Annotated in this window: 29 protein-coding genes and 2 tRNA genes; 12 read left to right on the forward strand and 19 right to left on the reverse strand. The window is 61.1% G+C overall.

The window, feature by feature from the left end; all coding sequences use genetic code 11:
• Positions 1-5 precede the first annotated feature (5 nt).
• The 10 genes from Q9Q94_RS06240 to Q9Q94_RS06285 all read right to left on the reverse strand — a co-directional run bounded on the left by Q9Q94_RS06240 (position 6) and on the right by Q9Q94_RS06285 (position 7,985).
• Positions 6-2,138, reverse strand: a complete 2,133-nt coding sequence (locus Q9Q94_RS06240; RefSeq protein ID WP_305979160.1) for a DEAD/DEAH box helicase family protein — start codon at positions 2,136-2,138, stop codon at positions 6-8.
• A 15-nt stretch (positions 2,139-2,153) separates the two neighbouring features.
• A complete protein-coding gene (locus Q9Q94_RS06245; RefSeq protein WP_305979161.1) occupies positions 2,154-2,549 on the reverse strand; it encodes a type II toxin-antitoxin system RelE/ParE family toxin in 396 nt (131 codons plus the stop codon).
• Positions 2,550-2,551: 2 nt separating this feature from the next.
• Positions 2,552-2,851, reverse strand: coding sequence for a type II toxin-antitoxin system Phd/YefM family antitoxin (locus Q9Q94_RS06250; RefSeq protein WP_305979162.1), 300 nt, complete (start codon positions 2,849-2,851; stop codon positions 2,552-2,554).
• 129 nt (positions 2,852-2,980) lie between these two features.
• Positions 2,981-3,559, reverse strand: coding sequence for a hypothetical protein (locus Q9Q94_RS06255; RefSeq protein ID WP_305979163.1), 579 nt, complete (start codon positions 3,557-3,559; stop codon positions 2,981-2,983).
• Positions 3,560-3,760: 201 nt separating this feature from the next.
• The gene (locus Q9Q94_RS06260) at positions 3,761-4,264 is read right to left on the reverse strand and encodes a hypothetical protein (RefSeq protein ID WP_305979164.1); all 504 of its coding nucleotides are present in this window, start codon (positions 4,262-4,264) and stop codon (positions 3,761-3,763) included.
• Positions 4,265-4,498: 234 nt separating this feature from the next.
• Positions 4,499-5,293 carry a hypothetical protein gene (locus tag Q9Q94_RS06265; protein WP_305979165.1) on the reverse strand — a complete coding sequence of 265 codons (795 nt, stop codon included), beginning with the start codon at positions 5,291-5,293 and terminating at the stop codon, positions 4,499-4,501.
• An 83-nt stretch (positions 5,294-5,376) separates the two neighbouring features.
• Positions 5,377-6,111, reverse strand: coding sequence for a hypothetical protein (locus tag Q9Q94_RS06270; protein WP_305979166.1), 735 nt, complete (start codon positions 6,109-6,111; stop codon positions 5,377-5,379).
• 75 nt (positions 6,112-6,186) lie between these two features.
• Complete coding sequence (locus Q9Q94_RS06275; protein WP_305979167.1) at positions 6,187-6,597, reverse strand: hypothetical protein; 411 nt, start codon at positions 6,595-6,597, stop codon at positions 6,187-6,189.
• Positions 6,598-6,620: 23 nt separating this feature from the next.
• A complete protein-coding gene (locus Q9Q94_RS06280) occupies positions 6,621-7,445 on the reverse strand; it encodes a lysozyme inhibitor LprI family protein (RefSeq protein ID WP_305979168.1) in 825 nt (274 codons plus the stop codon).
• A 27-nt stretch (positions 7,446-7,472) separates the two neighbouring features.
• Positions 7,473-7,985 carry a LemA family protein gene (locus Q9Q94_RS06285; RefSeq protein ID WP_305979169.1) on the reverse strand — a complete coding sequence of 171 codons (513 nt, stop codon included), beginning with the start codon at positions 7,983-7,985 and terminating at the stop codon, positions 7,473-7,475.
• 136 nt (positions 7,986-8,121) lie between these two features.
• On the opposite strand from Q9Q94_RS06285, the gene Q9Q94_RS06290 reads away from it, so the two are divergent.
• A complete protein-coding gene (locus Q9Q94_RS06290) occupies positions 8,122-8,376 on the forward strand; it encodes a helix-turn-helix domain-containing protein (RefSeq protein ID WP_305979170.1) in 255 nt (84 codons plus the stop codon).
• A gap of 225 nt (positions 8,377-8,601) precedes the next feature.
• Here Q9Q94_RS06290 and Q9Q94_RS06295 read toward each other — a convergent pair.
• Together Q9Q94_RS06295 and Q9Q94_RS06300 are read right to left on the reverse strand one after the other, a co-directional pair.
• Positions 8,602-8,677 (reverse strand) — tRNA-Lys (locus Q9Q94_RS06295).
• Positions 8,678-8,686: 9 nt separating this feature from the next.
• Positions 8,687-8,762, reverse strand: a tRNA-Ala gene (locus Q9Q94_RS06300).
• An 82-nt stretch (positions 8,763-8,844) separates the two neighbouring features.
• On the opposite strand from Q9Q94_RS06300, the gene Q9Q94_RS06305 reads away from it, so the two are divergent.
• The 3 genes from Q9Q94_RS06305 to Q9Q94_RS06315 all read left to right on the forward strand — a co-directional run bounded on the left by Q9Q94_RS06305 (position 8,845) and on the right by Q9Q94_RS06315 (position 11,003).
• On the forward strand, positions 8,845-9,570 hold the full coding sequence (locus Q9Q94_RS06305) for an AzlC family ABC transporter permease (protein ID WP_305979171.1): 726 nt from the start codon (positions 8,845-8,847) through the stop codon (positions 9,568-9,570).
• Positions 9,567-9,890 (forward strand): AzlD domain-containing protein, encoded by a 324-nt coding sequence (locus Q9Q94_RS06310; protein ID WP_305979172.1) that lies wholly within the window; start codon positions 9,567-9,569, stop codon positions 9,888-9,890. The genes Q9Q94_RS06305 and Q9Q94_RS06310 overlap by 4 nt, the downstream gene beginning before the upstream one ends.
• 138 nt (positions 9,891-10,028) lie before the next feature.
• Positions 10,029-11,003: a TRAP transporter substrate-binding protein gene (locus Q9Q94_RS06315; protein ID WP_305979173.1), complete on the forward strand. Its 975-nt coding sequence runs from the start codon at positions 10,029-10,031 to the stop codon at positions 11,001-11,003.
• Between the two features lie 143 nt (positions 11,004-11,146).
• On the opposite strand, the gene Q9Q94_RS06320 is transcribed toward Q9Q94_RS06315, so the two are convergent.
• The gene (locus Q9Q94_RS06320) at positions 11,147-11,731 is read right to left on the reverse strand and encodes an SCO family protein (protein WP_305979174.1); all 585 of its coding nucleotides are present in this window, start codon (positions 11,729-11,731) and stop codon (positions 11,147-11,149) included.
• Positions 11,732-11,733: 2 nt separating this feature from the next.
• Entirely contained in the window at positions 11,734-13,086 is a 1,353-nt protein-coding gene (gene mpl / locus Q9Q94_RS06325) for a UDP-N-acetylmuramate:L-alanyl-gamma-D-glutamyl-meso-diaminopimelate ligase (protein ID WP_305979175.1), read from the reverse strand.
• 64 nt (positions 13,087-13,150) lie between these two features.
• Here mpl and Q9Q94_RS06330 point away from each other — a divergent pair, with 64 nt between their 5' ends.
• The 8 genes from Q9Q94_RS06330 to tpx all read left to right on the forward strand — a co-directional run bounded on the left by Q9Q94_RS06330 (position 13,151) and on the right by tpx (position 20,076).
• A complete protein-coding gene (locus Q9Q94_RS06330) occupies positions 13,151-13,771 on the forward strand; it encodes a hypothetical protein (RefSeq protein ID WP_305979176.1) in 621 nt (206 codons plus the stop codon).
• Between the two features lie 33 nt (positions 13,772-13,804).
• Positions 13,805-14,392, forward strand: coding sequence for a TlpA disulfide reductase family protein (locus tag Q9Q94_RS06335; protein WP_305979177.1), 588 nt, complete (start codon positions 13,805-13,807; stop codon positions 14,390-14,392).
• Positions 14,393-14,433: 41 nt separating this feature from the next.
• Positions 14,434-14,946 carry a type II 3-dehydroquinate dehydratase gene (aroQ, locus tag Q9Q94_RS06340; RefSeq protein WP_305979178.1) on the forward strand — a complete coding sequence of 171 codons (513 nt, stop codon included), beginning with the start codon at positions 14,434-14,436 and terminating at the stop codon, positions 14,944-14,946.
• Between the two features lie 57 nt (positions 14,947-15,003).
• Positions 15,004-15,456, forward strand: coding sequence for an acetyl-CoA carboxylase biotin carboxyl carrier protein (gene accB / locus Q9Q94_RS06345; RefSeq protein ID WP_305979179.1), 453 nt, complete (start codon positions 15,004-15,006; stop codon positions 15,454-15,456).
• An 83-nt stretch (positions 15,457-15,539) separates the two neighbouring features.
• Positions 15,540-16,886 carry an acetyl-CoA carboxylase biotin carboxylase subunit gene (gene accC / locus Q9Q94_RS06350; RefSeq protein WP_305979180.1) on the forward strand — a complete coding sequence of 449 codons (1,347 nt, stop codon included), beginning with the start codon at positions 15,540-15,542 and terminating at the stop codon, positions 16,884-16,886.
• Positions 16,887-16,888: 2 nt separating this feature from the next.
• Complete coding sequence (gene prmA / locus Q9Q94_RS06355) at positions 16,889-17,782, forward strand: 50S ribosomal protein L11 methyltransferase (protein ID WP_305979181.1); 894 nt, start codon at positions 16,889-16,891, stop codon at positions 17,780-17,782.
• Positions 17,776-19,167 (forward strand): DUF3426 domain-containing protein, encoded by a 1,392-nt coding sequence (locus Q9Q94_RS06360; RefSeq protein ID WP_305979182.1) that lies wholly within the window; start codon positions 17,776-17,778, stop codon positions 19,165-19,167. The genes prmA and Q9Q94_RS06360 overlap by 7 nt, the downstream gene beginning before the upstream one ends.
• A 411-nt stretch (positions 19,168-19,578) precedes the next feature.
• Positions 19,579-20,076, forward strand: coding sequence for a thiol peroxidase (gene tpx, locus Q9Q94_RS06365; RefSeq protein ID WP_305979183.1), 498 nt, complete (start codon positions 19,579-19,581; stop codon positions 20,074-20,076).
• Positions 20,077-20,141: 65 nt separating this feature from the next.
• Here tpx and Q9Q94_RS06370 read toward each other — a convergent pair whose 3' ends face one another.
• From Q9Q94_RS06370 to rfaQ, 5 genes are read right to left on the reverse strand one after another with little or no spacing between them, the layout of a single operon-like run.
• On the reverse strand, positions 20,142-20,366 hold the full coding sequence (locus tag Q9Q94_RS06370) for a hypothetical protein (protein ID WP_305979184.1): 225 nt from the start codon (positions 20,364-20,366) through the stop codon (positions 20,142-20,144).
• A complete protein-coding gene (locus tag Q9Q94_RS06375; RefSeq protein WP_305979185.1) occupies positions 20,363-21,496 on the reverse strand; it encodes a glycosyltransferase family 9 protein in 1,134 nt (377 codons plus the stop codon). The genes Q9Q94_RS06370 and Q9Q94_RS06375 overlap by 4 nt, the downstream gene beginning before the upstream one ends.
• Complete coding sequence (locus Q9Q94_RS06380) at positions 21,493-22,623, reverse strand: glycosyltransferase family 4 protein (RefSeq protein WP_305979186.1); 1,131 nt, start codon at positions 22,621-22,623, stop codon at positions 21,493-21,495. Before Q9Q94_RS06380 ends, Q9Q94_RS06375 begins: the two co-directional genes overlap by 4 nt.
• Positions 22,624-22,656: 33 nt before the next feature.
• A complete protein-coding gene (locus Q9Q94_RS06385) occupies positions 22,657-23,850 on the reverse strand; it encodes a glycosyltransferase family 4 protein (RefSeq protein WP_305979187.1) in 1,194 nt (397 codons plus the stop codon).
• Positions 23,847-24,953 (reverse strand): putative lipopolysaccharide heptosyltransferase III, encoded by a 1,107-nt coding sequence (gene rfaQ / locus Q9Q94_RS06390; protein WP_305979188.1) that lies wholly within the window; start codon positions 24,951-24,953, stop codon positions 23,847-23,849. Before rfaQ ends, Q9Q94_RS06385 begins: the two co-directional genes overlap by 4 nt.
• Between the last annotated feature and the right edge of the window lie 52 nt (positions 24,954-25,005).

Below are 25,005 nucleotides of genomic sequence, written 5' to 3' on the forward strand. Positions count from 1 at the left end.
GCTGCTTACAGCCGTGCGGAGAGCGGCTTGTTGTTATCGTCGATGTCTTTGAAGACGGTGGCGTTGAGCGCTGCAAGAAGCTGATTGAGCGCTTCTGCGCCGCCGAAAATTTGCACCCAGCGTGGCAGGCCGCCATTGTTCTTGAAGGCGGGAATCACGGCGAAGTGCTGCGGTTTGATTTCGCGGAACTGATCGGGGCTGGCTTTGATCTGCTCGCCCAATTGCAGCAGAAGCCGGAGCTGATCGCTATTGAAAGTGTTTTCCAGCAGCCAGGATTCGAAACGGGCACCCAGCAATTGGCGTTTCGCTTCGGCATCATCGAGCTGAACCATGTTCCCTGCCTCATCAATCGTCACCCAAGCGCGGCTGGTGGGATCAATGTGGTCAGTGATGTCGAGCATGAGTAACTTGCGAGGCTGCGACTTATACGGCTTGGCCTTTGGTTGCATGACGCCACCGTTCGCGTATTCAAGTTCGTCGCGGTGGTGATCCGTAACGCCCACGAAATCGAACAGGGTGAAAACGGGTTTGTTCTTGGCCTTGCGCGTGCCGCGCCCCCGCATCTGCTGGTAGAGGATTTGCGAAGCGGTGAAGCGGGCAAAAATGAGATTGACCACATCCGGGCAGTCGAAGCCGGTATCCAGCATGTTCACGCTGACCAGAATCTGCGGGTAGGTTTCCTTCTTGAAGCGCTTGATGATGGTGGCCGCATCGGGCGTGTCTTCACCATTGCCAAGATCGGACACCACGTAATCGGCATAGCGGATATCGGGGCTTGGCTTCTTGTCGGCAAAGGCTTCGTCAAACATGCGGGCCAAGGTTTCGGCGTGGCGCTTGGTGACGGCGAAGACGATCGTCTTGCCCATCAGGGGCTCGCGCTTGATGCCGCGATGATCAATAAAGCCGCCTTCGAGCACCTGCCGGTATTCGCGGACGATGGCACGGTTGCGCTCGGGGATGGTGAATTTGCGCTCCAGTGCAGCAGGCTCAACGATCATTTCGTCTTTGTCGCCAAAGGCCGCTTCGAGCAGGCGTCGCGTTTCGCCATCCACAGCAGACCAGTCGATTTCAGACTTTTTGACCGGGAAGCCGCCTTCTGCCGCCGTCTTGACCGTCTTGGCCTTGTAGATCTGGTAGGGCACAAGATGACCATCGGCGATGGCCTGGTGCATTTTGTAGCTGAAGGTAGGCTTGTCGACCTCGAAGAATTTGAGTGTGTCGCGCACGAAGGCGCCATCTTCCGCATCGCCGGATTCTTCAACGTTGGCAACGCAGGGCGTGGCGGTCAGGCCCACGGTGATGCCGTCAAAGTGCTTGAGCACCCCAGACCACTTGCCATAGATGCTGCGGTGGCATTCGTCGGTAATGATCAGATCGAAGTAGCCCGAGGAATACTCGTGGTACAGGTTGATCATGCTCTGCAGGGTGGTGATGGTGATGCGCTTCTGGTCCTCAAAACGCCGCCCGGAGCGCAGTGTGTAGCAAGGGTAGTCGCGCAGGTGCTCGGCGAAGGCGTCTTCAGTCTGCAGGGCAAGCGGGATGCGATCCACCAGAAACAGCACGCGAGTGACCAGATTGGCATCGAACAGACGCTTGATGAAGGCAGCAGCGGTGCGAGTCTTGCCGGTGCCGGTCGCCATTTCGACCAGGAGCTTGCGGCGGCCTTGCTTGATCTCCTTACACAGGGTGTCGATGCATTCGAGCTGGTAATCCCGCTCAACGATGGTCTTGTCGATTTCCACTGTAAGCGGGTCGCGCTGGAGCTGGCGCGTGGCGACACGGCGTTCCAGATCGTCCTGTTTGAAGAAGGTGCTGACCGGGTGTGGATGTGCTTCGTTGCGCCAATCCCAGAAGCGGATTTCTTCACCGTTGCTCAGGAACACAAAAGGCACATTGAGCTGTTCGGCGTACCCGCGCCCCTGCATGGCGGCATCGGCAGGATTGATGGCGGCTTTCTTGGCCTCGATGACAGCCAAGGATCGGCCGTGCCGGTCGCACAGCACGTAATCTGCGCGAGTGCCATCCGGCAAAGTGTATTCATAACGGACACTCTGACCATCGTCCAGTTTCCAGCCAACGTCTTTCAGTTGCTGATCTATCTTGACGCGGGAGAAGGCTTCTTGCTGTCCGTTGGCCATGCAGACTCCGAATGCTTAGTTCCAGATCTGGTCGAGATCAAACGAGAGTTGCCGGTGGTGGCGAACGGACAGTAGATGCACCGTCTCATTCAGCCTCGCATACAGCAGCACGTAATGATTCAGGATGTATTCGCGCAACTCGGCATTATCCCCGATGTCATGGAGTTTGCCTTGCAGCTCATCAAGCCCACGGCTGACTTCGACAGAGCGCACAGGCCGCTCAAGGAAGGAACGCCCCATGTCGGGGAAGCGCTCAAGGTTGGGAATGACGGTGCCGGTCAGTTCGTCGAGCAACAGGTCGAAGGCGTTCGGTACATCAGCCTCTAGCAAGAACTGCTCGATGTCTGCAAGGTTGTGTTCGAAGTTGGCTGTGAGCTTGACGGTTATCTTCGGTGCGCCTTGACTCGCCACGCTCAGGCTCCCGTCTTGGCACGGCGGCGCTTGATGGCTTGCAGGCTGGCGCGGGCATCTTTGACGCGACCGGCTGACACGTCGTCCAGCCCTTTGCTGGCCTCCGAGATAAGTAGCAGGTGAATGCGTTCGCGCTCCAGCTGGTGGTAGTAGTCAAGACGCCCGGCGTCGATCAGGGCGACATAGCTTTCGCCGTTCTTGGTGATGATTTTCTCGGAGCCGGCTCTGACCTGTTCAGCCAGATCTGAGAGCGTGGCACGTGCCTGAGAAAGGGGAATAACGTCACTTGCGGCGATGCCCATGCTGGACTCCTTTTGCTGTACAAATGGTGCAAAACTTTGTACATCATATAGCCTGCGTGTTGCTCTGCCAAGTTGCCCAACATGGGAGCCGCGCTCTCGGGAGAGCGTCCCGAGAGCTACGACCAAACATCAAGTAGTACGTCTGCGGCGAATGTTTTCAAACAGGTCAGCAAGGCCTTGAGCCGGATAGCCAAGGATTGTGCGGCTGCCGATCCTCGGGTTGTCGGAGCGAACAACGAAGGCCCCCTCTCGCAACATGAAGTCGGCGTCGTAGCCGACGAAGAAGCGTTCTGCGCTTTCTTCAATCACGAAGTCTTGTCGCCGCCCATGCCACGACAGACATAGCGCCAAGCCATCGTTAGCATCCAGAACCCAAGCATCTCCGTCTTCAGTCGAAAACAGCACACAGTGCTCCAGAGCAACAACATGGCTTTTGCCTGCCGCTGCCAAGCCAAGGATGTATTCGACTTCCTTTAGGAAACTCACGTCGGACTGTTTGATGAGATCGGCGCGTAGCACCTCGCCAGCAGCCACTCGCTGAGCAGTCGCCTTCTGGCACCAGATAACATGCCCCCAGTGGTTAAAGCCGTAGGCCCGCGCGACGCGGTCTTGTGCCTCCGCGAGCTTGATCTTCTTGAGACGGGTGGCTTTCTTGGCTGCTTGCCGCAGCTTTTCGACAAAGATGTCGGATGCAGGGATGAACCGCATGATGATTTCCTCATTCAGTGCGGATAGCACGGTGCCCGCTGCCGAGTCCGCAGAATGGGATCTCATGTGAAGGTGTGAAGATCGTCCAATCCAGGTTCGCCGAGGCGGGCAGCAGGCGCCGATCAACGCCTGCAAAAATTCTACACCACGTGCAGGCAAAAAAGCCCGCAAGCGTGTGTGCGGGCTCATTGGGATCATTGGCTACTTGCCCTGCGTCTTGACCGTCGCCAGCCTCGTTACGCCGATGTACCAGGGCATCTTGAAGTCTTTCAGGTCACGGCGAACGTGATCCTTGGCGTCAATCCAGAATGCAGGGTCGATCACGCAGCAGTCACCAGTCTTGGCGCCCGGCGAACTCGGGGTTCGGACAAACAGCACAGCACGCCCCAGCTCGGTCTCATCCGAGTAGTCGGTCAGGCAGATAGCGATGTTGTGTTCGATGTCCGTATAGGTTTCGCTGCTTCGCCAGATAGAAGCTGTCCAGCCGAGCGGCACGAGTACCTTAGCGAGCAGTGCATCATCGTGGAACCAGTAGGGTCCGTGCTCAGGAATACGGCCGTAGTCAATCGCCACCTTCTTGACCTCCTCAATGGTCTTGCAGGTCAGGGCAGCAATACAGGCCCAGGCGCAGTCAAAGTCTGATTTCTGCTGAACACGCTTGTACGGAGGTTGTGCGGGTGAAGCGGTAGGTACGTTAGTGGCCATGTTGGCGCTCCTTTTCAAAGTGAATGGGCGCACGACAACACCGCCGACTGGCAGAACGTCAGATGTGAGGCTGGGAGTGATGCTTGGCCGAATGAGTCCGAGCGGACCACCAAGCGGAATTGCTGTGCGATAGCCGGTTACAACCGGCCACCGTTAGTAAGCCACGGGCAACGGCGAAGATCACGTATCGTTCAACTTTGCGCGCCTTGAGTTTTTCGCTGGCGACCATATAACTCAGACGCAGTGATCGCATTTCACTTTCGGATTGCTGTACTGACTGAATCCAAAATGCGGATCACGGATACGAGCAGGATGTGTGTGACCAGCAATTAGTGCAGGCTCTATATCACGGTACAGCACCAAACACGGGCTGCTATTAAATCCAAGATCATTTCCTGTGACAAACTGCCCCCATCCAGACAATACCGAACGGGTTAGCGAGATCATTTGGCTGTCCGGGAAGCAATCAATAGGCACGTGCGCCTCGAAAATCGTGGGTATTCCAATATCTCTGAGCCGAAGTCTGTAGTCCTCCCCGCGATGAATACGGCACAGACTTGCTGCCAGCGCCATAACGTACTCACTGCCTTGGATCAGATAGTGGCCGCAGTGTTGGACAAGTTCCTTTTCTTCCAGAAGGACCCATAGCTTTCCTTGCTCGCTACTTTTTCGATCTGAGAACTCATCAAGAGCCCTGTCCAAAGACTCTTTCGGAAGGTCCGCAAACACTTTGCGGAACGTAGCTTCGATAGTGTTTGAAGACTGACCGAGGATGCCATCTGTTAAATAGGACCCCACATCGAGCGGCCGAGCCCCATGGAAACACCTGATGTGGGAGTAATGATCGTAAAACAGTTCAGCGAACAACGAATCTGCATCCTGCGGCTGCAGCCAATCGAAATTATCAGACCAACAGTCGGGCCGCTGCTTCTGAAGTCTCCTGACTGTTTTGCTCGTGAGTAATGACGATGCGTAATTTTGGACATCCGCCAGCCACTGCGTTCTTGAAGCCCAGTCGAACAGAACCATGATTCTCCTTGCGCCAAAACCGTAGTCAGGGAGCCCTGACGTGGCAAGGATGCATCAACACTCCGTCATGAACAACTCAGGCGTTAGATTGGCCGAGCCATGACGATGATGTAGTCCCTGTCCTGGTACTTCAGATCAGACTTCGCAAAGTCAAAGCTGACAGCTTTCACGACGCCATCATCATCCGCGTAGAGGTTGAACGTGCCTGATCCTACGCCGGTTTGCTTCGGGCCGACCTTGAGGCGCGTGTCGTCGTCGCTCTTCGGGAAGTCGGACGAATCAATGATCTTCACTTGGTACTGCGTCAGGCTCCACGACTTCGAGAAGAACTTGTTGCTGACTCGCTTGGGCGCACCATCAAGCATCAGGGCATGACCATTGGCCTGCACTTTGCGCGTGTAGCCATCAGCGTACTTCCACATCACCACATCGCCGGGACGCAGTTCATCAATACGGGTCAGCTTGGTATAGAGCTGTCCAGCGCCAACGGAATCCACATAGTCGATGATGCTGTAGCGGCGCTCGAATTTCTTCGTCTGCGGCTTGGGCATGTCCTTGCCGTAGGCCATTTTCAGCAGGCTTTCGATGAAGCCGATGCAGTCCGTTTTGACGATGTACTCACCGTTGGAGCCCTTGTCGGAAGGGCGCAATAGCGAACGCACCCCTTGAGCGTAATGCTCGTTGTTCTCTGGCTTTGTGTTCGCCAAGAACTCACGCGCCAACTCCAGATGCTTGGGAGCGACATCCTCTGCCAGTGCAATCGAACTGGAAGATACCGCCGCTAGACCGACAAACACCCATTTCAAAACTCGCTTCATACCCTCTCCTGACTCGAAGTTCAAAAGCAGGCCACGCTGCTCGGAAGCCTGCCTACATCAGCATCGCAGAGGCCGTTAGCCTGCATTGCTCGCATTGAACATACCCGACCACGGCACGCTCAGTATGCGTCCGTCCTTGTCGGCATTGAAGTCGCCCTGATAGCCAAGGTAGTCGAGCTTCTGCTTGTCTTCATCGGCAGACCAGCAACCATTGCCGACGATCTTGCCGGGCTGACCACCTTCATCTCTGTAGATCATGGCTTTTCGCAGGCCGAACCCCTCGGCACCTTTCAGCTTGCCGATGTACTTGTGCTTGCAGGCTTCCTGCGTAAAGAGCACGAAGACGCCGTAAGAAGGCTTACTGCCGGGGATGTGCATGCCCCACGCGAACTTGTCGACGTTCTTCGCGTTCGGCTTTTCGTCTGCCGCACTGGCCGCAAAAGAGGCGAGCATCAGCGCGGCTACACAGAATGTTAGTTTCTTCATGAGTGCTCCTTGAGATAGGTAGATCAGTAACCAGCTAGCAGCCTGCCGAGCCAAGAACCGCCGCCCTTTTCCTCTTCCCGCTCCTTCTCCCACTCGCCTTGGCAGGCGTTGCACTGGTAGGCGAAGCGCATCGTCACGTAGGTGGTCTGCACCGTACGGGTTTTGTTCTTCCCGTTTCCGCTTGCCACCTGTTTCGTGCCGCGCCAGCGATCAGTCTCTTCGGCCGAGACGCGGCGGTACTTGGTTGATTTGCAGTGCGGGCAGCGGTTGCGGATTAACAAGTGCCAGCCAACGGCAGCCAATACCAGCACCACGAGTCCGATCAAGATGTACTTGTTGTTGTCCTTCTTTTGCTGGGCTTCGCGCTGAAGCTGTTCTTGCTGATTGCGCTGCTGGATGAGTTCGTACTTGCGATTCTCTTCCTCATAGCGGGATGGCGCCGCTGCGGCTTGCGGCTGGACTTGCGACGGAGCCTGCTTCTGCTGCTGGTCACTGCCTGCACTCGCCATCACGTTTTGCTTGATCTGCTCCCAGTTGCCACCGAGGGCTTCAATCTGGTTTTTGTAGGCCATGACCAAGCACTGCTTGTCCTGGCACTGGCCGAGGGTGTTTTGCAGCCAGTTAATCTGGCGCGCCTGCACTTGCGGATCGGTCGCGACCGCCAGGTCGTATTGCGCACCGAGGGCCTGATCGAGCTTTAGCAGCACCGGATCGGCACAAATAGCTTTCTCGATTTCACTGGCGGCCCGTTCGCACTGAATCCCGGTCGCGTGGGCTACAGGCCCGGTCAGCAGCAAGCCAACCAGCGCCGCACTCAGAACAAGACTGCGTTGAAACTGCGCTTTCATGGTTCTCCCTTCAGGTTTGGAATACGGTTAAACGGACAGCTCTTGTTCCGACAAATGCGTTTTGTGCTGGAAGCCGAAAGGCAGCAGAACGACGTTGCCGGGAAACTGGGAAATCACAACGTTGTAGGAGCGGACGACGGCGTTGTACTGCTCGCGCCGCTTGACCAGATCGGCCTCGACTTGAGCCAGCTCCTGCATCAGTAACTCGTAGAGGCTGTCTGCCTTCAGCTCGGGGAAATCCATTCGCAAGGACGCCAACCGTTCGACGATGCCGGGCCTTGCTCGCTCGCGGCCCGTGCCGCCGAAGTCAGCCGAGACCCGTGTGCTGATAGAGCTTTCATGCAGACCGTAGGACTCGACGATGGAAATCAGTCTGTCGATCAGATCACCACGCTTTTTGCGGAGCACCGCGATGTTGGAACTGACCTCAGGAATCATCATCAGCAGCCGCTGCACCTCGTTGTAGAGAGTGACGCCATACCCGGCGATCAGCAGCAGACCCACAACAGCCAGCCCAAAAACCAACTGCTCAGATGTCATCCCGCGTCCTTTCTTGGCGGATAAAAATCGGCGAAATCCTTTAAACCACACGCATAAGTGTGATTGTCGCGCACTTTAACGAAAATCACACGCATAGTGTGTGGAGTTGCACCCCGGCGGACCGAAGACTCCGGGCATGCGCAACCAAACGGATAGTGTTGATCCCTGCCTAGTCGTCGCCCGGAACCTGAAGGCTCTGAGGAAGGCACGCGAACTGACGCAGGAACAGTTGGCCGAGAAGGCCGAACTGCACGTGAACTACGTGGGTGGGATTGAACGAGGCGAGCGGAACGCAACGATCCGCAACATCAAGAAACTCGCCAAGGCACTGGGTGTGCCTATGAGTGTGCTGGTGGATGAATCAGCCACCGCACCGAGTGCGCAGCCGTAGTCGTTACTACGTTACAGGCTGCTGCGCCAAGACACCATCAGCATTCAACTTCGGCAGACACGCAAGCTTCAGTCGCGGGGGTCTGGCCGTCAGCCGCGTTCGCACTTAGCCGTCACGCCGCTTTCACGCGCGCGCGAGAAGCAAAATCGCGTTTTCGGCTGATTACTATTTGCTTACACGAACAAAAACGGCTTACGTGAATTTCACGTAAGCCGTTGATGTATTTGGTAGGGGCAGTAGGATTCGAACCTACGACCAATTGATTAAGAGTCAACTGCTCTACCAACTGAGCTATACCCCCAAAATCGTGTGGTGGAGAGGATGAGGATCGAACTCACGACCTCCTGATTGCGAACCAGGCGCTCTCCCAGCTGAGCTACCCCCCCACGCGAGGCATGAATTCTAATGACAATCGGACAGGCTTGCCAAGCAGGTTATCCTTGCAGGCTGTCATCGGGAGGGCTGGACGTGGGGAGTTGGGATCATCTGGAGGGCGCCGGCAGCCGCACGGAGCTGTGGGCGGGGGTGCGGGCGGAGTTGCCCTTGCTGCTGGGCGTGGTGCCGTTTGGCCTGGTATACGGGGTTCTGGGCTTGCAGGCCGGCTTGCCGGTGTGGGCGGTCATCGCCATGTCTTCGGTGATGTTTGGCGGGGCTTCTCAAGTGGTGTTTGCGCAGTTGTGGGGTGCGGCCGTGCCGGCGCCGCTGATCGTGGGGACGGTGGGCGTGGTGAATCTGCGGCATGCGCTGTACAGCGCGAGTGTGGCGCAACTGCTGCGCGACTTGCCCCTGCGCTGGAAGCTGTTGCTGGCCTATCTGCTGACGGATGAGGCCTACATGGCGGCGGTGGGGCGCCTGATGAACGGCCCGCAGGGTGCACAGCGACACTGGTTCCTGTTTGGTGCCGGTCTTACGCTGTGGAGCGGCTGGCAACTTGCAACGATTGCCGGAGTGCTGGTCGGGGCGGTGATTCCAGCCGGCTGGTCGCTGGATTTTTCGATCGCCCTGACTTTCATCGCGCTGCTGGTGCCGGGCCTGAAGCGCCGCAGTGAACTGGCGGCGGTGGCGGTGGCCGGCTTTACTGCGCTGGCGGCGCAGGGGCTGCCGTTCAAGCTGTGGATTGTGCTGGCTGCCACTGCGGGCATGCTGACGGGCATGCTGACACGGCGGCTGGATGCACGACGGGGGCAGGCATGAGCAATAACCTGATTCTGGGGCTGAGCATGCTGGCGGGTGGTCTGCTGACTTTTGCGACGCGCGCGGTGTTCCTGCTGGGAGGCGAGCGTCTCAGCCTTGGCCCGCGCTTCCGGGCTTTGCTGGCGTATGTGCCACCGGCCGTGCTGGCGGCGCTGATTGCGCCGGATGTTTTCGTGCGCGATGGGGCGCTAGCGCTGGGGCTGGACAATCCCCGGCTGTGGGCGGCACTGGTGGCTGTGGGGGTGGCTTTGTGGACGCGCAGTGTGCTGGCGACCATCGGTCTGGGTCTGCTGGCTTTGTGGTGTTTGCAACTGATCTGACACTGAAAGGCGTTGCTGGGGATGTCAGCAATGGCAAAAATCGTTAAATACGTCACACTTCTTAACTTTTGAGGGGTGGCGCCCGGGATGTCCCCGTGACAGCTGCCCCCGTTCAAGGGGAGTGGTGTGGTGCGAAGAATGTTGTGGTTGCAGGGCCTGGCCCTGGTGGCAGGGTGCCTGGGAGCGTCGGTGACGCAGGCGCGGGATCTGGTGGCGGCCGAGGTACATCCGCCGGGGCACATCATGGTTCAGTCCGAGGAACGTCTGGGTGCGCGTCTCGCTGAACTCAGCAAAGGCGAGCTGCAATTGCAGCTCAAGCACAGTGGTCAGCTGTGCAATGAGGCGCAGTGCTGGGACAAGGTCAAGGCCGGTACCCTGGACATTGCGCGGATCAACCTTGCCGGTCTGGCCAAGGATCTGCCGGCGGTCAAGCTGCTGAGCCTGCCCTATCTGTTCCGTTCGCGCGAACACATGTGGCGGGTGCTGGGCGGCGAGTTCGGCAAGCGCCTTGAAGCCGAAGCGGAAAAGACCGGCGCCGTGGTGCTGACCTATTACGACAGCGGCACGCGTTCTTTCTACACCACCAAGAAACCGATCCACAGCGTGGCCGACTTTGCCGGTCTGCGGGTGCGGGTGCAGGATTCGCCGGTTTACAAGGATCTGATCACCCAGCTGGGTGCCACCCCGGTGGTGCTGCCGTATGACAAGGTGGTCGATGCCTTCAAGAGTGGCGAGATCGATGCGGCAGAGAACAACACGCCGTCCTATGTCACCAGCGGCCATTACAAGGTGGCCAAGTACTACAGTCTGGACGAGCATTCTTCCGTGCCGGAAGTGCTGGTGATTTCAAAGAAGGCCTGGTCCTCGCTGAGCCCGGCGCAGCAACAGGCGCTGCGTGAGGCTTCAGCCGAATCGTCGAGCTTCATGAAGAAGCTGTGGGCGGAGAGTGAAGTGCAGTCGTTGGCCAAGGCGAAGAAGGAAGGTTCGATCGTGACCGAGAAGTCGCAGATTGCGATGTCCGGCATCGAAGGCTTTGCGGTGAAGCTGTATTCGAAGTACATCACCGACAGCAACGATCTGGAAACGGTACTGGCGATTCTGCGTACCAAGTAAGTGTTGGCTGGAAAGCCGCGTGCAGCGGCCTTCTCCGGTCTGCATGCCGGAGAAGGCCCGCTGTTCGGGCCTGTCCGACAAGGCATGGTGAAGAACCAGTCTGGACGCGGCTCTTGAGAAGGCCCGGCAAATGCCGGGCCTTTTTATTGACTGGCGAGCAATTGCCGCAAATCGGCGGCGACACGGCTGGCCGTCTCGCCATGGCGGGCGAACAGGCGGGCGCGGCCGTCCGGGCCGAAGATGAAGCAGCCGGCGGTATGGTCTACGCTGTAGCGGCCGCCGGCGATGTCGCCGTGCTTCTCGTAGACCACCTTGAATTCCTTGGCCACCGCGGCAATTTCAGCGTCGCTGCCGACCAGACCGAGAAAGCGTGGGTCGAAGGCATTCATGTACATCTTCAGGCGTTCAGGTGTGTCACGCGCCGGGTCAACAGTGACGAACAGCACCTGTACCTTGTCCGCATCCGGGCCGAGCTGGCGCAGCGCATCCTGCAGCATGACCAGACTGGTCGGGCATACGTCCGGGCAGTTGGTGTAGCCGAAAAACACCGTCACGACCTTGCCGCGGAAATCGGCCAGCGTGCGTGTCTGGCCGTTGTGATCCGCCAGGCGCAGTGCCGGGCCGTAGCTGGCGCCGGTCACGTCGGTGGTATTGAAGCTGGGGCCGCGCTCGCAAGCCGTGAGGCTCAGGCAGGCCAGGCAGCCCAGCAGCAGGTGGCGCCAGTTCATTTTCAGTCTCCTTGGGCGATGGCATCCAGCAGCTTTTCATGCACACCACCGAAACCACCGTTGCTCATGACCAGAATCTGGTCGCCGCTGCGTGCTTCGGCGGCAACTGCAGCAACCAGCGCCGCCAGATCATCAAAGGTCTGGGCTTTGGCGCTGATGGGCGCCAGCGCTTCGGCGGCATCCCAGCCAAGGTTTTTCGCGTAGCAGTACACCTTGTCGGCTTCTGCGAGGCTGGCGGGCAGCTGACTCTTCATGGTGCCAAGTTTCATGGTGTTGGAGCGCGGCTCCAGCACGGCGAGGATGCGGCGCTTGCCGATGCGTTTGCGCAAGCCGGCAACGGTGGTCGCAATGGCTGTCGGGTGGTGCGCGAAATCGTCATAGACGGTGATGCCGCGCCGGTTGCCACGCGCTTCCAGACGGCGTTTGACGCCAGCAAAACGCGACAGGGCGTCGGCAGCAACCGCCGGGGTGACGCCGACGTGGCGTGCCGCGGCCATCGCTGCCAGCGCGTTCAGGCGGTTGTGCTGGCCCGCCAGCGGCAGAATGCACTGGGCGGCTTCCTGGCCATTCAGGCTGAAGGCGACCTGATCGCGGCCGTCGTCTTCACGGACCTGCCACTGGCCGTCGCCGCCGAACCATTCCAGCTCGCTCCAGCAGCCGCGGGCGAGGACGTGCTTGAGGCTCTCTTCCGCGCCGTTGGCAATGATCCGGCCATGCTGCGGGATGGTGCGCACGAGGTGGTGAAACTGGGTTTCGATGGCGGCCAGATCGGCAAAGATGTCGGCGTGGTCGAATTCCAGATTGTTGAGGATGATTGTGCGCGGGCGGTAGTGCACGAACTTGCTGCGCTTGTCGCAGAAAGCGGTGTCATATTCGTCGGCTTCGACCACGAAGAAGGGCGTGTCGGTCAGGCGCGCAGAGATGCCGAAGTTGCTGGCGACCCCGCCGATCAGGAAGCCGGGGTTCAGCCCCGCGTCTTCAAGAATCCAGGCCAGCAGCGAAGCGGTGGTGGTCTTGCCGTGGGTGCCGGCCACGCCGAGCACCCATTTGCCTTTAAGAATGTTGTCCGCCAGCCACTGCGGGCCGGAGGTGTAGGGCAGGCCTTTGTCGAGGATCGCTTCCAGCAGCGGGTTGCCGCGCGAGATGGCGTTGCCGACCACGAAGAGATCCGGCTCCATCTTCAGCTGCTCCGGCGCATAGCCTTCGATCAGGGCGATGCCCTGCTCGGTGAGCTGGGTGCTCATCGGCGGGTAGACATTGGCATCGCAGCCGGTGACGGTGAAGCCGGCCTGGCGCGCGAGCAGGGCAATGCCGCCCATGAAAGTGCCGCAGATACCGAGAATGTGAATGTGCATGGTGGGGCTGCCAGGGAATGCGTGTGTACAATGGCCTTGATTCTACCTCTCGCGAGCCGTCCCCATGCCTGCCCGCCCGAATTCCACGGATAACGTCATTGGCAATCTGCGTCGCAGCATTGCCGCTCAGGCTGCGCGCCTGATCGCCGAAGAAGGCATCGACGATTACGCCTTCGCCAAGCGCAAGGCCGCCCGCCAGCTGGGCGTGCCGGAGCGCGATCTGCCCAGCAATGCCGAGGTGGAAGAGGAGCTGGCGGCCTGGCGCCGGCTGTATCGTGATGCGGATGATGATGAACGCCTGAGCCGGATGCGTGCGGCGGCGATCATCACCATGCGCATGCTTGCCCCTTTCCGGCCTTACGTCACCGGGGCGGTGGTGGATGGGTTGGGCGACGCGTTTTCCGAACTGGTGCTGGAAGTATTCGCCGACAGTGCCAAGGATGTGGAAATCTTCCTGCTTGGCAAGGATGTGCCTTATGAACATCGCGAAGTGCGCAGCACCGGCCATGATGCGCCCGAGGCCATTCTCGAATTCGAATGCGACGACGTGCCCGTGAAGCTCTATATTTATGATCATGTGGCTGAGCGCAGCCCGCGCCGCTCCCATGCCGGCACGATTCAGGAGCGCATGCGTCTGGAGGCGTTCGAAGCCATGCTGAACAGCACTGCGGATGTCGCCGACTGAGGTTCACGACGCTCGCCCGAACTGCAGATCAGCATGATGGCAAACCCCTTTTTCCGCCGGTTGTACCCCAAGGCGCTCGCCGGACTGCTGCTGGTTCTGCTCGGTGCTGCCCTGTACTGGGCGGCCCGTGGACTCATGCCGCCTTCGTCGAGGCTGGTGGTGCCGCCGACAGCGACGGCCGCCGCACAAGATCTCCTGTCCCTGAGCCTGCAGGATGCGTCCGGCCGTCCGCAGGCGCTCGCGCAGTGGCGTGGGCGGCCTCTGCTGATCAATTACTGGGCGACCTGGTGCGGGCCGTGCCGTGAAGAAATGCCCTTGCTGGCGACGTTATCCCGTGAGCAGTCTGCTGTGCAGGTGCTGGGCATCGCGTGGGATAGTGCGGCGAACGTTGCCGAATATGCGCGTCAGCATCCGGAAACGGGCTACCCCTTGCTGCTTGCTGACAGTAAGGCGACGAGCTTGCTGCCGGAGCTTGGCAATCCGGCGCGGGGGCTGCCGTTTTCCCTGCTGCTAGGGGCGAACGGCGAGGTGCTCAGCCTGCGGCTGGGGGCTTTTCGCGCCGGTGAACTGGGCGATTTGCTTGAACGCCATTCTGTGGCGAATGGAAGCAAGATGAAGTGAATAATGGACAACGTGCTGCGAATTGCGGCAAACTCCGCCCCATGAAGAAAACCGCAACCAAGAAAACGAAGCCTGCAGAGGAGGCCAGCCGCGCCGAATCCGCGTCGCCTCGTGCGCGCATTCTGGTGTTGCAGGGCCCGAACCTGAACATGCTGGGCGTGCGTGAGCCAGGCGTGTATGGCCGTACCAGCCTCGCGGATATTCACTGCGCGATGGAAGACCGGGCACGCGCCAGTGGCGCGCAGCTGGAATCCTTTCAGAGCAATCATGAAGGTCAGCTGATCGACCGCATCCAGGCTGCCTACACCGAGGGTGTGGATTTCATCATCATCAACCCGGGCGGCTTTGGCCACACCAGCGTGGCCTTGCGCGACGCACTGGCTGCGGTGGCGATTCCCTTCGTCGAAGTGCACATCTCCAACGTGCATGCCCGTGAGCCCTTCCGGCATCACACCTACCTCTCGGCAATCGCCGTGGGCGTGATCTGCGGGCTGGGGCCTGAAGGCTATCAGTACGCCCTCGATTTCGCGCTGACCAAACTGCTCGCGCGCTGATCCGTATCCCTGGCGTGGCATTGTGTGCCGCGCCATTTTTATTCTATGGAGTGAGACATGGACCTCAGGAAACTCAAGAAACTCATCGATCTCGTGGAAGAGTCCGGCATCGCCGAACTGGAAGTCACCGAGGGCGAGGAAAAAGTGCGCATCGCCAAGCATTCTGCCGCTGCGCCAATGAGCTATGTGACCCAGATGCCGGCGTCTGCACCGGCCGCCGCTCCTGCAGCCGCTCCCGTCGCAGCCGCTGCGCCGGCCGCGCCGGCTCAGCCGGAAGGCCATGTGGTCAAGTCGCCGATGGTCGGCACTTTCTATCGCTCTTCGGCTCCGGGCGCCAAGCCGTTTGCCGAACTGGGCCAGAACGTCGCTGTGGGCGATCACCTGTGCCTGATCGAAGCCATGAAGCTCATGAACGAGATCGAATCCGACGCCGCTGGCGTCGTGAAGGCCATCCTGGTTGAAAACGGCCAGCCGGTCGAATTCGGTCAGCCGCTGTTCATCATCGGGTAATCCGTGACAGGTGACAGGTGACAAGTGACAGGTGAGAGCCGTCACGGATCACGTATCACGCATCACATATCACGAGGTTATCTATGTTTGACAAGATCCTGATTGCAAACCGTGGCGAGATTGCGCTGCGCGTGCTGCGCGCCTGCCGCGAACTGGGCATCCGTACGGTTGCCGTGTATTCCGAAGCAGACCGCGAAGCCAAGTATGTGAAGCTGGCTGACGAGTCGGTGTGTATCGGCCCGGCGTCCTCGGCGCAGTCCTACCTGAACGTGCCGCGCATCATCGCAGCCGCTGAAGTGACTGATGCAGAAGCGATTCACCCCGGCTATGGCTTCCTCTCCGAGAACGCCGACTTTGCCGAGCGCGTTGAAACTTCCGGTTTTGTCTTCATCGGCCCGCGTCCGGAAACCATCCGCCTGATGGGTGACAAGGTGTCGGCCAAGCAGGCCATGATCGAAGCCGGCGTGCCCTGCGTACCGGGCTCGGGTGGAGCCCTGCCGGAAGATCCGAAGGAGATCGTCAAGATCGCGCGTACCATCGGTTACCCCGTCATCATCAAGGCAGCGGGCGGTGGCGGTGGTCGTGGCATGCGTGTGGTACACACGGAAGGTGCGCTGGTGTCCTCGGTGACGACGACGCGTACCGAAGCCGGTGCGGCTTTCGGTAATCCGACCGTGTATATGGAGAAGTATCTGGAAAATCCGCGACACGTGGAAATCCAGGTCCTCGCCGACCAGCATGGCAATGCCATCTATCTGGGCGAACGCGATTGCTCGATGCAGCGCCGTCACCAGAAGGTGCTGGAAGAAGCGCCGGCTCCAGGCATCGACCGCAAGATCATCGCCAAGGTGGGCGAGGCTTGCGTGGCGGCCTGCAAGCGCATGAATTACCGTGGTGCGGGTACTTTCGAGTTCCTGTATGAAAACGGCGAATTCTTCTTCATCGAGATGAATACCCGCGTGCAGGTTGAACACCCGGTGACCGAGCTGATCACCGGCGTGGATATCGTGCAGGAGCAGATCCGCGTTGCCGCAGGCGAGAAGCTGCGCTACACGCAGAAGGAAATCCACTTCAAGGGTCACTCCATCGAGTGCCGCATCAACGCGGAAGACCCCTTCAAGTTCACCCCCTCGCCGGGCAAGATCCATCAATGGCACACGCCGGGCGGCCCCGGTATCCGCGTGGATTCGCATGTGTATGCGGGCTATACGATCCCGCCGCATTACGATTCGATGATCGGCAAGGTGATTGCCTACGGTGATACGCGCGAACAGGCGATCCGTCGTCTGCGCATCGCGCTGTCCGAGATGGTGGTGGACGGTATCAAGACCAACATCCCGCTGCATCAGGAACTGCTGGTGGATACGCACTTCCTGCAAGGCGGCACCAGCATTCACTACCTCGAAAAGAAACTCGCCGGCAATAACTGACCATGTGGTATTCCGTTTCCCTCAAGGCTGCCGCAGAGCAGGCTGAAGCACTCTCCGAAGCCTTGATGGAGGCCGGCGCCCTGTCTGTTTCCATCGAGGACGCCGACGCCGGCACCGAGCGTGAAACACCGCAGTTCGGCGAGCCGGGCAGTGTGAATGAACGCCTGTGGGATCACAGCGTGGTCATCGCCCTGTTCGAGAAAACCGCCAACATTCCAGCGGCGCTTGCACAGGCGGCTGAAGCGGTCGGGCTTGATGACGTGCCGCCGTTCCACATCGAGGAAATCGCCGAACAGAACTGGGTGCAACTGACCCAGTCACAGTTTGATCCGATCCGGATCAACGAGCGCCTGTGGATTGTGCCGTCCTGGCATGACGCGCCGGATGCCGCGGCGATCAATATCGAGATGGATCCCGGCATGGCCTTCGGTACCGGCTCGCATCCCACCACCCGCCTGTGTCTGCAGTGGCTGTGCGATGCGGTGATGCCCGGCGCCAGCGTGCTGGATTACGGCTGCGGCTCCGGCATTCTTGGCATTGCGGCGGCCAAACTCGGTGCGGGCACGATTGTCGGCTGCGACATTGATCAGGCCGCCGTTGACGCCAGTCGGGCCAATGCCGAGCGCAATGGTGTGGCGGATGCAACGTGGCAGAATAGTGCCGGACATGTTCAGGGGCAGTACGATATCGTCGTGGCCAACATCCTCACCAATCCGCTCTGTGTGCTGGCGCCGAATCTGGTTTCGCATGTGAAGCCGGGCGGCCGGCTGGCGCTCTCCGGTGTGCTCGCCATCCAGGCCGAGCAGGTGATCACCGCCTATGCGCCTTACATTGCCCTGCAGGTTGGCGATGAACATGAGGGCTGGATCAGGCTGGAGGGCCGCAAGGCATGCTGACCACGCGCTGCCCGCACTGCAGCACGGTGTTCCGGATTCGCCCGGAACAACTCAGTGTGCGTGGCGGGCGGGTACGTTGTGGCCACTGTCAGCAGCCTTTTTCTGCGCTGGCCCATCTTGAAGAAATGGAAGACGAGGACATCGTTCTCGCACCCAAGGCAGCGGTGCCTCCGGGCCCGGCCGTTGCGCCCACACCACCAGCCCGGCCTGCGCCGGTGGTGCCGCCGGCCGCTCCGGCAACCCCAAAGGCCGCGCCGGTACCGGTTCCCGCTCCTGCGCCCAAAACTCCGCCAGCTGCCACTGCATTCCCGGCGATTACGCCGACAGCTCCGGCCCCGGCGCACCCGTCTCACTCCCCCTGGGGAGCTCTGGATGCCGAGAAAGACGCGCGTCTGCCACCCGCGGTGGCGACGCCTCCGACCCCTGTGCAGGCGCCGCTGTTTCAGCCCGAGCCAGCCCGGCGTGTAACCGATCCGGCGCTCGACACGGAAGCGCCGGCGTTCATCAGCATGCCCGTCGAGACTGCATCAACGCATGTGCCGCGCTCCTTCCCGGCAGTTGAAGAGCCTGCAGTCGGCGACGATTTTTCGATGAACATCGTGCTCGACGGCAATAGTCTGCCCGCGCACTCTCCTGCCGGAGACATGGATTTCGATTTCTCCGGGCTGGAGGAAGAGGCGGCGGCCCCTCCGCCTGCGCCCCAGCAGTCTGAACTGGGCAAGGCTTTGGGCGTGCCGGCCTACGACCCGATGCGGGATCAGGATTTTGGCCAGACCGTGATGCTCGAAGAGCCGATCGATCTGGTCGGCATGTCGTCCATCGACAACGGCCCGGACTCCCTCTTCTTTGAACGCGAGCGGCAGCAATCACGCGTCCCGCGTGAGCGTGTCGAAGACCGCCGCCGCTCCGGCAAATTCTGGTACTGGGCTCTGGGCGTCAGCGGGGTTTTGCTGCTGGCGCTGCTGCAGCTGGCCTACATTTTCCGCGTCGAACTGGCGCGTGAAGTTCCGACCCTGCGCCCCGATATCGAACGCGCCTGCTCCTGGCTGGGGTGCCGCGTACCTTATCCGCAGGATGCCGAGCAGATTTCGCTCGAAGGTCACAGCTTCAACCCCGAAGGCGGCGCCGACGGCAAGTTTCGTCTGGTCGTTACCCTGCTCAACAAGGCCGACCATCCACAGGCCTGGCCGCACCTCGAACTGACCGTGACCGACCGTTTCGACATCGCCGTCGCCCGTCGCGTGCTCACGCCTGCCGAGTGGCTGCCCGCGCCGAACGCCACCGATCCGGCATTCGCCGCGCATTCGGAGATCACTGCCAACCTGCCGCTCAGCATCAATGACGTGCAGGCCGCGGGTTATCGTCTCTACGTCTTCTACCCCTGATGCGGGCTCGCATTCAGGGCGATAGCTGCGTTATCCCTCCTTGCCGTACTTTTCGTACTGTCTGCATCGGTCTGCCTTGCTCTCGCCCTGAATGCGAGCCCGCTGGATTCGCGTAGTGCGGGTAATCTCGCCGGTGCTCAAGGTGCTCTTTCGCCGCATCTGGTTTTAAAACATAAGGCCTCCAAGAGCCGCTTCTGGCGTGCTTCTCCGGGCAGGCATGCTGAAGAATAAGGTCGGGCGAGGCTGTGCGACCATGCTCTTCGGAGGCGTCCGTCCCATGCGGCTCAGCAGGTGGCAAAACCCTATTGCGTTCATAGTTGGCGGATGCCATGGGCGCCGCTATCATCGGCGAACCCTGCCGCATATTCATTCACAACAGCGGCAATTCACCCCCCGAATCAGGAGAGAAGCATGAGCACAGTTACCCTTGGCGGCAACCCGATTGATGTTGCTGGCAATTTCCCGCAAGTTGGTTCGACCGGCGCCGATTTCAGTCTCGTGGCGGCCGATCTGTCGACCGCCACGCTGGCGACGTATGCCGGCCAGCGCAAGGTGCTGAACATCGTGCCGAGTCTGGATACCGGCACCTGCGCCACCTCCACCCGCAAGTTCAACGAGAAGGCTTCCAGCCTTGCCAACACCGTGGTGCTGGTCATCTCTGCCGACCTGCCGTTTGCCGCCAAGCGTTTCTGCGAAGTCGAAGGCCTGGCCAACGTGAAGACCCTGTCCACCTTCCGCGACAGCGCCTTCAAGCAGGCTTATGGCGTGGACATCACCAGCGGCCCGCTCGCCGGGCTCACCGCCCGTGCGGTGGTGGTGCTGAATGCTGACAACAAGGTGCTGCATGCCGAGCTGGTATCCGAAATCAAGAACGAGCCGAACTACGACGCGGCGCTGGCCGTGCTCTGAGCACGCGTTGCGTGAATGAGAAACGGCCGCTGATGCGGCCGTTTTCATTTGAAGGGTGCCGCGCCCTAGCGGTCGAAGAAGACCAGCAGCGAGCACAGCCCGAGCAGCGGCGGCCAGAATCTGACTGGCACGGAATACAGGGACGATTCCTCGTCTTTCAGGAAATGGATGATGACCGCCGCCAGCAGCAGACCGGTGGCACAAATTCGTGGCCCGCCCTGGCTGGCGCCAATGACGATGAGGGCGACCAGTGTCGCCAGCCACATACCCTTGCCACGCCACCAGATCATGCGAGGGTCTCCCTTGGCGAATGGTTTGCCAGCTGTGCGGCGCAGGCCGTCTGTACCGTTTCAAATGTGATGCCTTCCATGCAGCGGGGGCGGGGGCACTGGTCGAGCTGTTCGCCGAAACCGCGGGCGCAGCGCTGGATCCAGTCGCGGTGACGGCGGAAGGTGACGGCCTGATTGCGGCAGGCGATGTCGATGCTGAGCGCCGTGAACGGGCTGTTGCGCCAGTATTCGCCGGCGCCGCTGATCAGGCTGGAGCCGGGGCCGAACAGCGCCACGGTGGGCACCCCAGCGATGCGTGCGAGGTGAGTGACGCCGGTGTCGGGGCAGACCATCAGGCGCGCACCAGCGAGCAGCTGGGCAAGCTGTGGCAGATCGAGCTGGCCGGCTGTGCTGGCGTAGCGACCCTGCGGGTCAGCGGCCTGAACGAGGGCGGTTTCCTTTGGCCCACCACTCCAGACCGGAGTGACGCCTTGCGTGGCGAGCCAGTCGGCCAGCGCCAGCCAGCGCGCGGCGGGCCAGTATTTGAGAGGTGTCGACGCCCCCAGATGGAGCACGGCATAGGGCCGGCTGGGGCGCTCGAAACTTTTGGCGGGTGGCAGTGGCCAGTCGCCGGGGCGATAGGGCGCGGGCGCCGCGCCGTCGATCAGGCCGGCGCAGAAATCACCGAACGCGGCGGGGCTGTGCGGGAAGGGCCGGGCGTCATCGATCAGCCAGTTTTTCCAGGCCGGCGTGTCGTCGGCAAAGGCCACGACCCGGCGGCCGAGGACGCGAGCCAGCGGGCTGTAGCGGTTTTCGGCCGGGATGATGATCAGGTCAAAGGGGGCGGCGGCGCGCAGGGTGGCGATATCGCCCTTGCGCGGATTCCAGCTGAGTGTCTGGATGCCGAAAGGATGATTGGCATACAGCGGAGCGAAAGCCGGGGCGCAGGCAAGAAAGCGTTCGGCCTGTGGATAGCGTGCCGCCAGCTTGGCCAGCAACGGCGTGAGCATGAGGGTGTCGCCGAGCAGCAGGTGCTGCAAGACGAGGATGCGGCGCGGTTCTTCAGAGGGGCCCCGCTGCGAGGCCCGTGGATCAAGGGCCTGCAGGGCGAGGCTGCGCAGAATGAACAGGCGCGCGGCTGTACGGCTCATCCGGCACAGCGCTGGAAAACGGCTTCCATGCGTGTGAGCATGCGCTCGATGCCGCAGTTTTCCAGTGCAAAGGCACGCGCCGCCGCGCCGATCTTGTTGGCCTCCTGTGGAGTGTCGAGGAGGTGGCGGATGGCCTGGGCCAGAGACTTGCTGTCCTTGGGTGTCACCAGCACGCCGGTCAGGCCGGGTTTGATGACATCGGCGGAACTGCCGATCGGTGTGGTGATGACCGGCAGGCCGGTCGCCATCGCCTGCATCACGGCCTGTGAAACGCCTTCATTGGCGAAGGACGGCAGGGCGAACACGTCCAGCGCCTGCAGCCATGGCACCACATCGCGTTGCTGGCCGGCGAAGCGCACCACGCGGGTCAGGCCCAGCTCGACGGTGAGGCGGTTGAGCTTGTCGCGTTGCGGGCCGTCGCCGACGATGACCAGCCGGATGCGCGGGTCATTCAGCTCGGCAATGGCCTTGAGCAGGTACTTGTGGCCCTTCCATGAGCGCAGCGTGGCAATGATGCCGATCCAGGTGGCATTCACGTCCAGCCCGAGCTGGGTACGCGCGGCGACTTTGTCACCGGGTTCGAAGCGTTTGGTGTTGATGCCGGTGAAGACCGACTGCACGCGCTCCGGGCGCAGGCCCAGACTGTCGATCAGCTCATGGCGCAAACCTTCACCAGTGGTCACGATGTGCTCGGCGGCTTTGCCGTAAAGCCAGCGGTTGGCAAAGGAGTTGGCGACCGGAGCCGAGATGTGGCGGGTGCGCACCACCGGGACAGCCTTGTAGCGCAGGCTCAGGTTGGCCAATGCGACCAGCCAGCTGTCGGTAGAGCTGTGGGTATTGATGATGTCGATTTCTTCGCGGTTGGCGAGAATCCAGGCGCGCATGGCCTTGAAGTTCTCCCAGCGTTTTTCCTTGATCGGCAGGGCAACGGTCTTGATGCCCCAGTCACGGGCACGCACGAAAATCGTCGATTCCGACGGGCACAGCAGGGTGATGCGATGCCCCCGTTCGATCAGGCCGCGGGACTCTTCGAGGATGCGGATCTCCTGGCCGCCCCAGCCACAGGAGGATTCGGTGTGCACGATGTGCAGCGAGCGATGCGAAAGCAGCGTGTTGTAGTGCGCCATGATGAGTAGGGCCCTGGGACGATTTGTGCGCGATTATAACTTTGTGGCTACCGGCAGCAGTTGCCGATAAAGCGCTACAAGCTCTGCGGCCATCGTTTCGTTGCTCATGTGCGCAACACTGGCGCGCGCCGCGGCGCTGATGGCGGCTTGCTGTGCCGGATCATGACTGGCTGCGAGCAGGCGGCTAAGCGCGGTGGCCATGCCGGGGATGTCCAGCGCGTCGACGCGTTCGCCGTTTTCGCCCAGGCGCACCAGTTCGGCCGCACCGGAGCTGGTCGAGGTCAGGACCGGCAGGCCGGCTGCCAGGGCTTCGAGGGCGGCGTTGGGCATCGGGTCGTAGAGCGTCGGCAAGGCGAACACATCGGCGGCACCCAGATACGGGGCAACCTCTTTTTTCGGTCCGAGAAAGCGCACCTGGCTGGCTACGCCGAGCGCGGCGGCCTTGCGCTGCAGGCGGCGAGTCAGCTTGTCCTTGCCGATCACCCACAGCTGGGCATTCTGCAGCGCCGGCTGGGCTAGTGCTTCGATCAGCTGTGGCACGCCCTTGCGTTCGAAACCCGAACCGACATAAACGATCACGGGGGTGCAGTCGGGCACGTCAAGCTGCTCACGGATGGCTTCCCGATGCCGGGCGCGCAGGCCGGGATGGAAGTTCTCCAGATCGATACCGTTGTGGATCACGTGCAGCTTGCTGGCGAGCAAGGGGTAACGATGGGCGATGTCCTGGCGCACCATTTCGGAATTGCAGATCACCGCGCGCAGTTTGGGGTCGCGGAACATGCGGTCTTCCATGCGCAGGATGTAGCGATGCCAGGGCGAAATGCGCTGCAGGAAGCGGCCGATCGGCCCGAGCGTGCGCGCCCGCTGCTCCAGCCAGCTGGCATGGATGCCATCGCCGGCACGGAAGATGTCGCAACCGGGGATGCGCTCGTGGCTCTGCACGAGATCGAACACATGGGTCTTGATCAAGGAACGCACGCTGCGCGAAAAACTCATGTCGCGCAGCAGGCGGCTCAGGCGGGGAGCGGCCAGCAACTGCACGCTGAGTCCGGGCCGGGGGTCGCCTTCCCATTTGCGGGTGATCAGGGTGACTTGCACCTTGTCACCACCCAGGGCCCGGATCGCGCGTTCGACGAAGCGCTCGGCACCGCCATAAGGGTTGTAGGCCTGGCGCACGATGGCCAGATGCAGGGGCTGAGTGTGGCTTGCTGCGGTGTTTTCGTTCATGCGGCAAGAACCCGGTCAATCGCGCCCAGCACCTGCTGAACGCTGATGGCATACAGGCATTCTGACACCTTGCCACCACCGCAGCCATCCTGCCCACACGGGCGGCAGCTGTGGTCGCTGGCGACGACCTCGCTCTTCACCATCCAGGGGCCCCATTCCCGGTCGCCGGAGGGGCCGAACAGGGCCACGCAGGGCGTGCCGACCGCGGCGGCAATGTGCATCGGGGCCGAGTCGACACCGACGAAGAGGCGCGCGCGCGTAGTCAGGGCCGCCAGCTGGCGCAGGTTGAAGCGGCCAGCCAGATTGATCACGGGCACTCCGGCGGCGGCAATGATCGCGTCGACCATCTGCCGCTCGCGTTCGTCCGGCGCAGCGGTGATCACGATCTTCTCGCCCCGCGCGACCAGCTGTTGCAGCAGTTGTGCATTGAGTGCAGCAGGCCAGCATTTGAAAAACCAGCGCGAAGCCGGGTGCAGCTGGATGAAGTCGCCAGCCTGCAATCCGTGTTCGGCGAGGAGCGCGTCGACCTGCGCGCGCGCTTCCTCACCCGGCTCCATGCACAGCGCGCGCGCGGCCGGGTCGGGCTGGATACCCAGACGACGCAGTGCATCGAGATGTGTGTCTACGGTGTGGCGACGCCCGCCACCGACCGTGCGATACAGATGCGTGAAGGAGGCCTTCCACCAGCGGGCGCCCTTGGCGCGTTGTGGTGCGACCGACCAGCGCGGCGCGAGCAGGCGTGTCAGCCAGGCGCCACGCGGATGGTCGGTCAGATGAATGATCAGGTCATAACGACGCTGGCGCAGTGTCTGCAGCAAAGCCCATTCCTTGCGCAGCTGGGCCAGCGGGCCGAGCTTCTTCCAGTCGCGCCCGATACTGTGCAGCTGGCTCAATGCGGGGTGGCCGGCCAGCATCGCTGTCGTGTCGGTGAACACCAGAGCGTCGATCTCGCAACCCGGCGCGGCGGCTTTCAGGCTTGAGAGTACCGGCCCGCTCAGCAGTACATCGCCGTGGTGACGCAGCTTGATGACCAGCACGCGGCGCAGTTGCGTGGGGTCGATGGCATCGGGCAGGTAGGTGGCGGGGAGCGGCAGATTCGTCATGGCCGCATTGTAACGGGCAATGTGGCGCCGTGAAGTCCTCCGGCGTGCTGCA

The organism is Uliginosibacterium sp. 31-16 (assembly GCF_030730865.1).
Lineage (GTDB): Bacteria > Pseudomonadota > Gammaproteobacteria > Burkholderiales > Rhodocyclaceae > Uliginosibacterium.

Coding starts and splice junctions, on each gene's coding strand:
- Q9Q94_RS06275 (WP_305979167.1), bottom strand. CDS start 6,597: ATGAAGAAACTAACATTCTGTGTAGCCGCGCTGATGCTCGCCTCTTTT.
- Q9Q94_RS06320 (WP_305979174.1), bottom strand. CDS start 11,731: ATGAACTGGCGCCACCTGCTGCTGGGCTGCCTGGCCTGCCTGAGCCTC.
- aroQ (WP_305979178.1), top strand. CDS start 14,434: ATGAAGAAAACCGCAACCAAGAAAACGAAGCCTGCAGAGGAGGCCAGC.
- Q9Q94_RS06330 (WP_305979176.1), top strand. CDS start 13,151: ATGCCTGCCCGCCCGAATTCCACGGATAACGTCATTGGCAATCTGCGT.
- tpx (WP_305979183.1), top strand. CDS start 19,579: ATGAGCACAGTTACCCTTGGCGGCAACCCGATTGATGTTGCTGGCAAT.
- Q9Q94_RS06270 (WP_305979166.1), bottom strand. CDS start 6,111: ATGAAGCGAGTTTTGAAATGGGTGTTTGTCGGTCTAGCGGCGGTATCT.
- prmA (WP_305979181.1), top strand. CDS start 16,889: ATGTGGTATTCCGTTTCCCTCAAGGCTGCCGCAGAGCAGGCTGAAGCA.
- Q9Q94_RS06380 (WP_305979186.1), bottom strand. CDS start 22,623: ATGGCGCACTACAACACGCTGCTTTCGCATCGCTCGCTGCACATCGTG.
- Q9Q94_RS06240 (WP_305979160.1), bottom strand. CDS start 2,138: ATGGCCAACGGACAGCAAGAAGCCTTCTCCCGCGTCAAGATAGATCAG.
- Q9Q94_RS06280 (WP_305979168.1), bottom strand. CDS start 7,445: ATGAAAGCGCAGTTTCAACGCAGTCTTGTTCTGAGTGCGGCGCTGGTT.
- accC (WP_305979180.1), top strand. CDS start 15,540: ATGTTTGACAAGATCCTGATTGCAAACCGTGGCGAGATTGCGCTGCGC.
- Q9Q94_RS06385 (WP_305979187.1), bottom strand. CDS start 23,850: ATGAACGAAAACACCGCAGCAAGCCACACTCAGCCCCTGCATCTGGCC.
- Q9Q94_RS06250 (WP_305979162.1), bottom strand. CDS start 2,851: ATGGGCATCGCCGCAAGTGACGTTATTCCCCTTTCTCAGGCACGTGCC.
- Q9Q94_RS06315 (WP_305979173.1), top strand. CDS start 10,029: ATGTTGTGGTTGCAGGGCCTGGCCCTGGTGGCAGGGTGCCTGGGAGCG.
- Q9Q94_RS06255 (WP_305979163.1), bottom strand. CDS start 3,559: ATGCGGTTCATCCCTGCATCCGACATCTTTGTCGAAAAGCTGCGGCAA.
- Q9Q94_RS06290 (WP_305979170.1), top strand. CDS start 8,122: ATGCGCAACCAAACGGATAGTGTTGATCCCTGCCTAGTCGTCGCCCGG.
- Q9Q94_RS06310 (WP_305979172.1), top strand. CDS start 9,567: ATGAGCAATAACCTGATTCTGGGGCTGAGCATGCTGGCGGGTGGTCTG.
- accB (WP_305979179.1), top strand. CDS start 15,004: ATGGACCTCAGGAAACTCAAGAAACTCATCGATCTCGTGGAAGAGTCC.
- rfaQ (WP_305979188.1), bottom strand. CDS start 24,953: ATGACGAATCTGCCGCTCCCCGCCACCTACCTGCCCGATGCCATCGAC.
- mpl (WP_305979175.1), bottom strand. CDS start 13,086: ATGCACATTCACATTCTCGGTATCTGCGGCACTTTCATGGGCGGCATT.
- Q9Q94_RS06375 (WP_305979185.1), bottom strand. CDS start 21,496: ATGAGCCGTACAGCCGCGCGCCTGTTCATTCTGCGCAGCCTCGCCCTG.
- Q9Q94_RS06265 (WP_305979165.1), bottom strand. CDS start 5,293: ATGGTTCTGTTCGACTGGGCTTCAAGAACGCAGTGGCTGGCGGATGTC.
- Q9Q94_RS06360 (WP_305979182.1), top strand. CDS start 17,776: ATGCTGACCACGCGCTGCCCGCACTGCAGCACGGTGTTCCGGATTCGC.
- Q9Q94_RS06260 (WP_305979164.1), bottom strand. CDS start 4,264: ATGGCCACTAACGTACCTACCGCTTCACCCGCACAACCTCCGTACAAG.
- Q9Q94_RS06370 (WP_305979184.1), bottom strand. CDS start 20,366: ATGATCTGGTGGCGTGGCAAGGGTATGTGGCTGGCGACACTGGTCGCC.
- Q9Q94_RS06335 (WP_305979177.1), top strand. CDS start 13,805: ATGATGGCAAACCCCTTTTTCCGCCGGTTGTACCCCAAGGCGCTCGCC.
- Q9Q94_RS06285 (WP_305979169.1), bottom strand. CDS start 7,985: ATGACATCTGAGCAGTTGGTTTTTGGGCTGGCTGTTGTGGGTCTGCTG.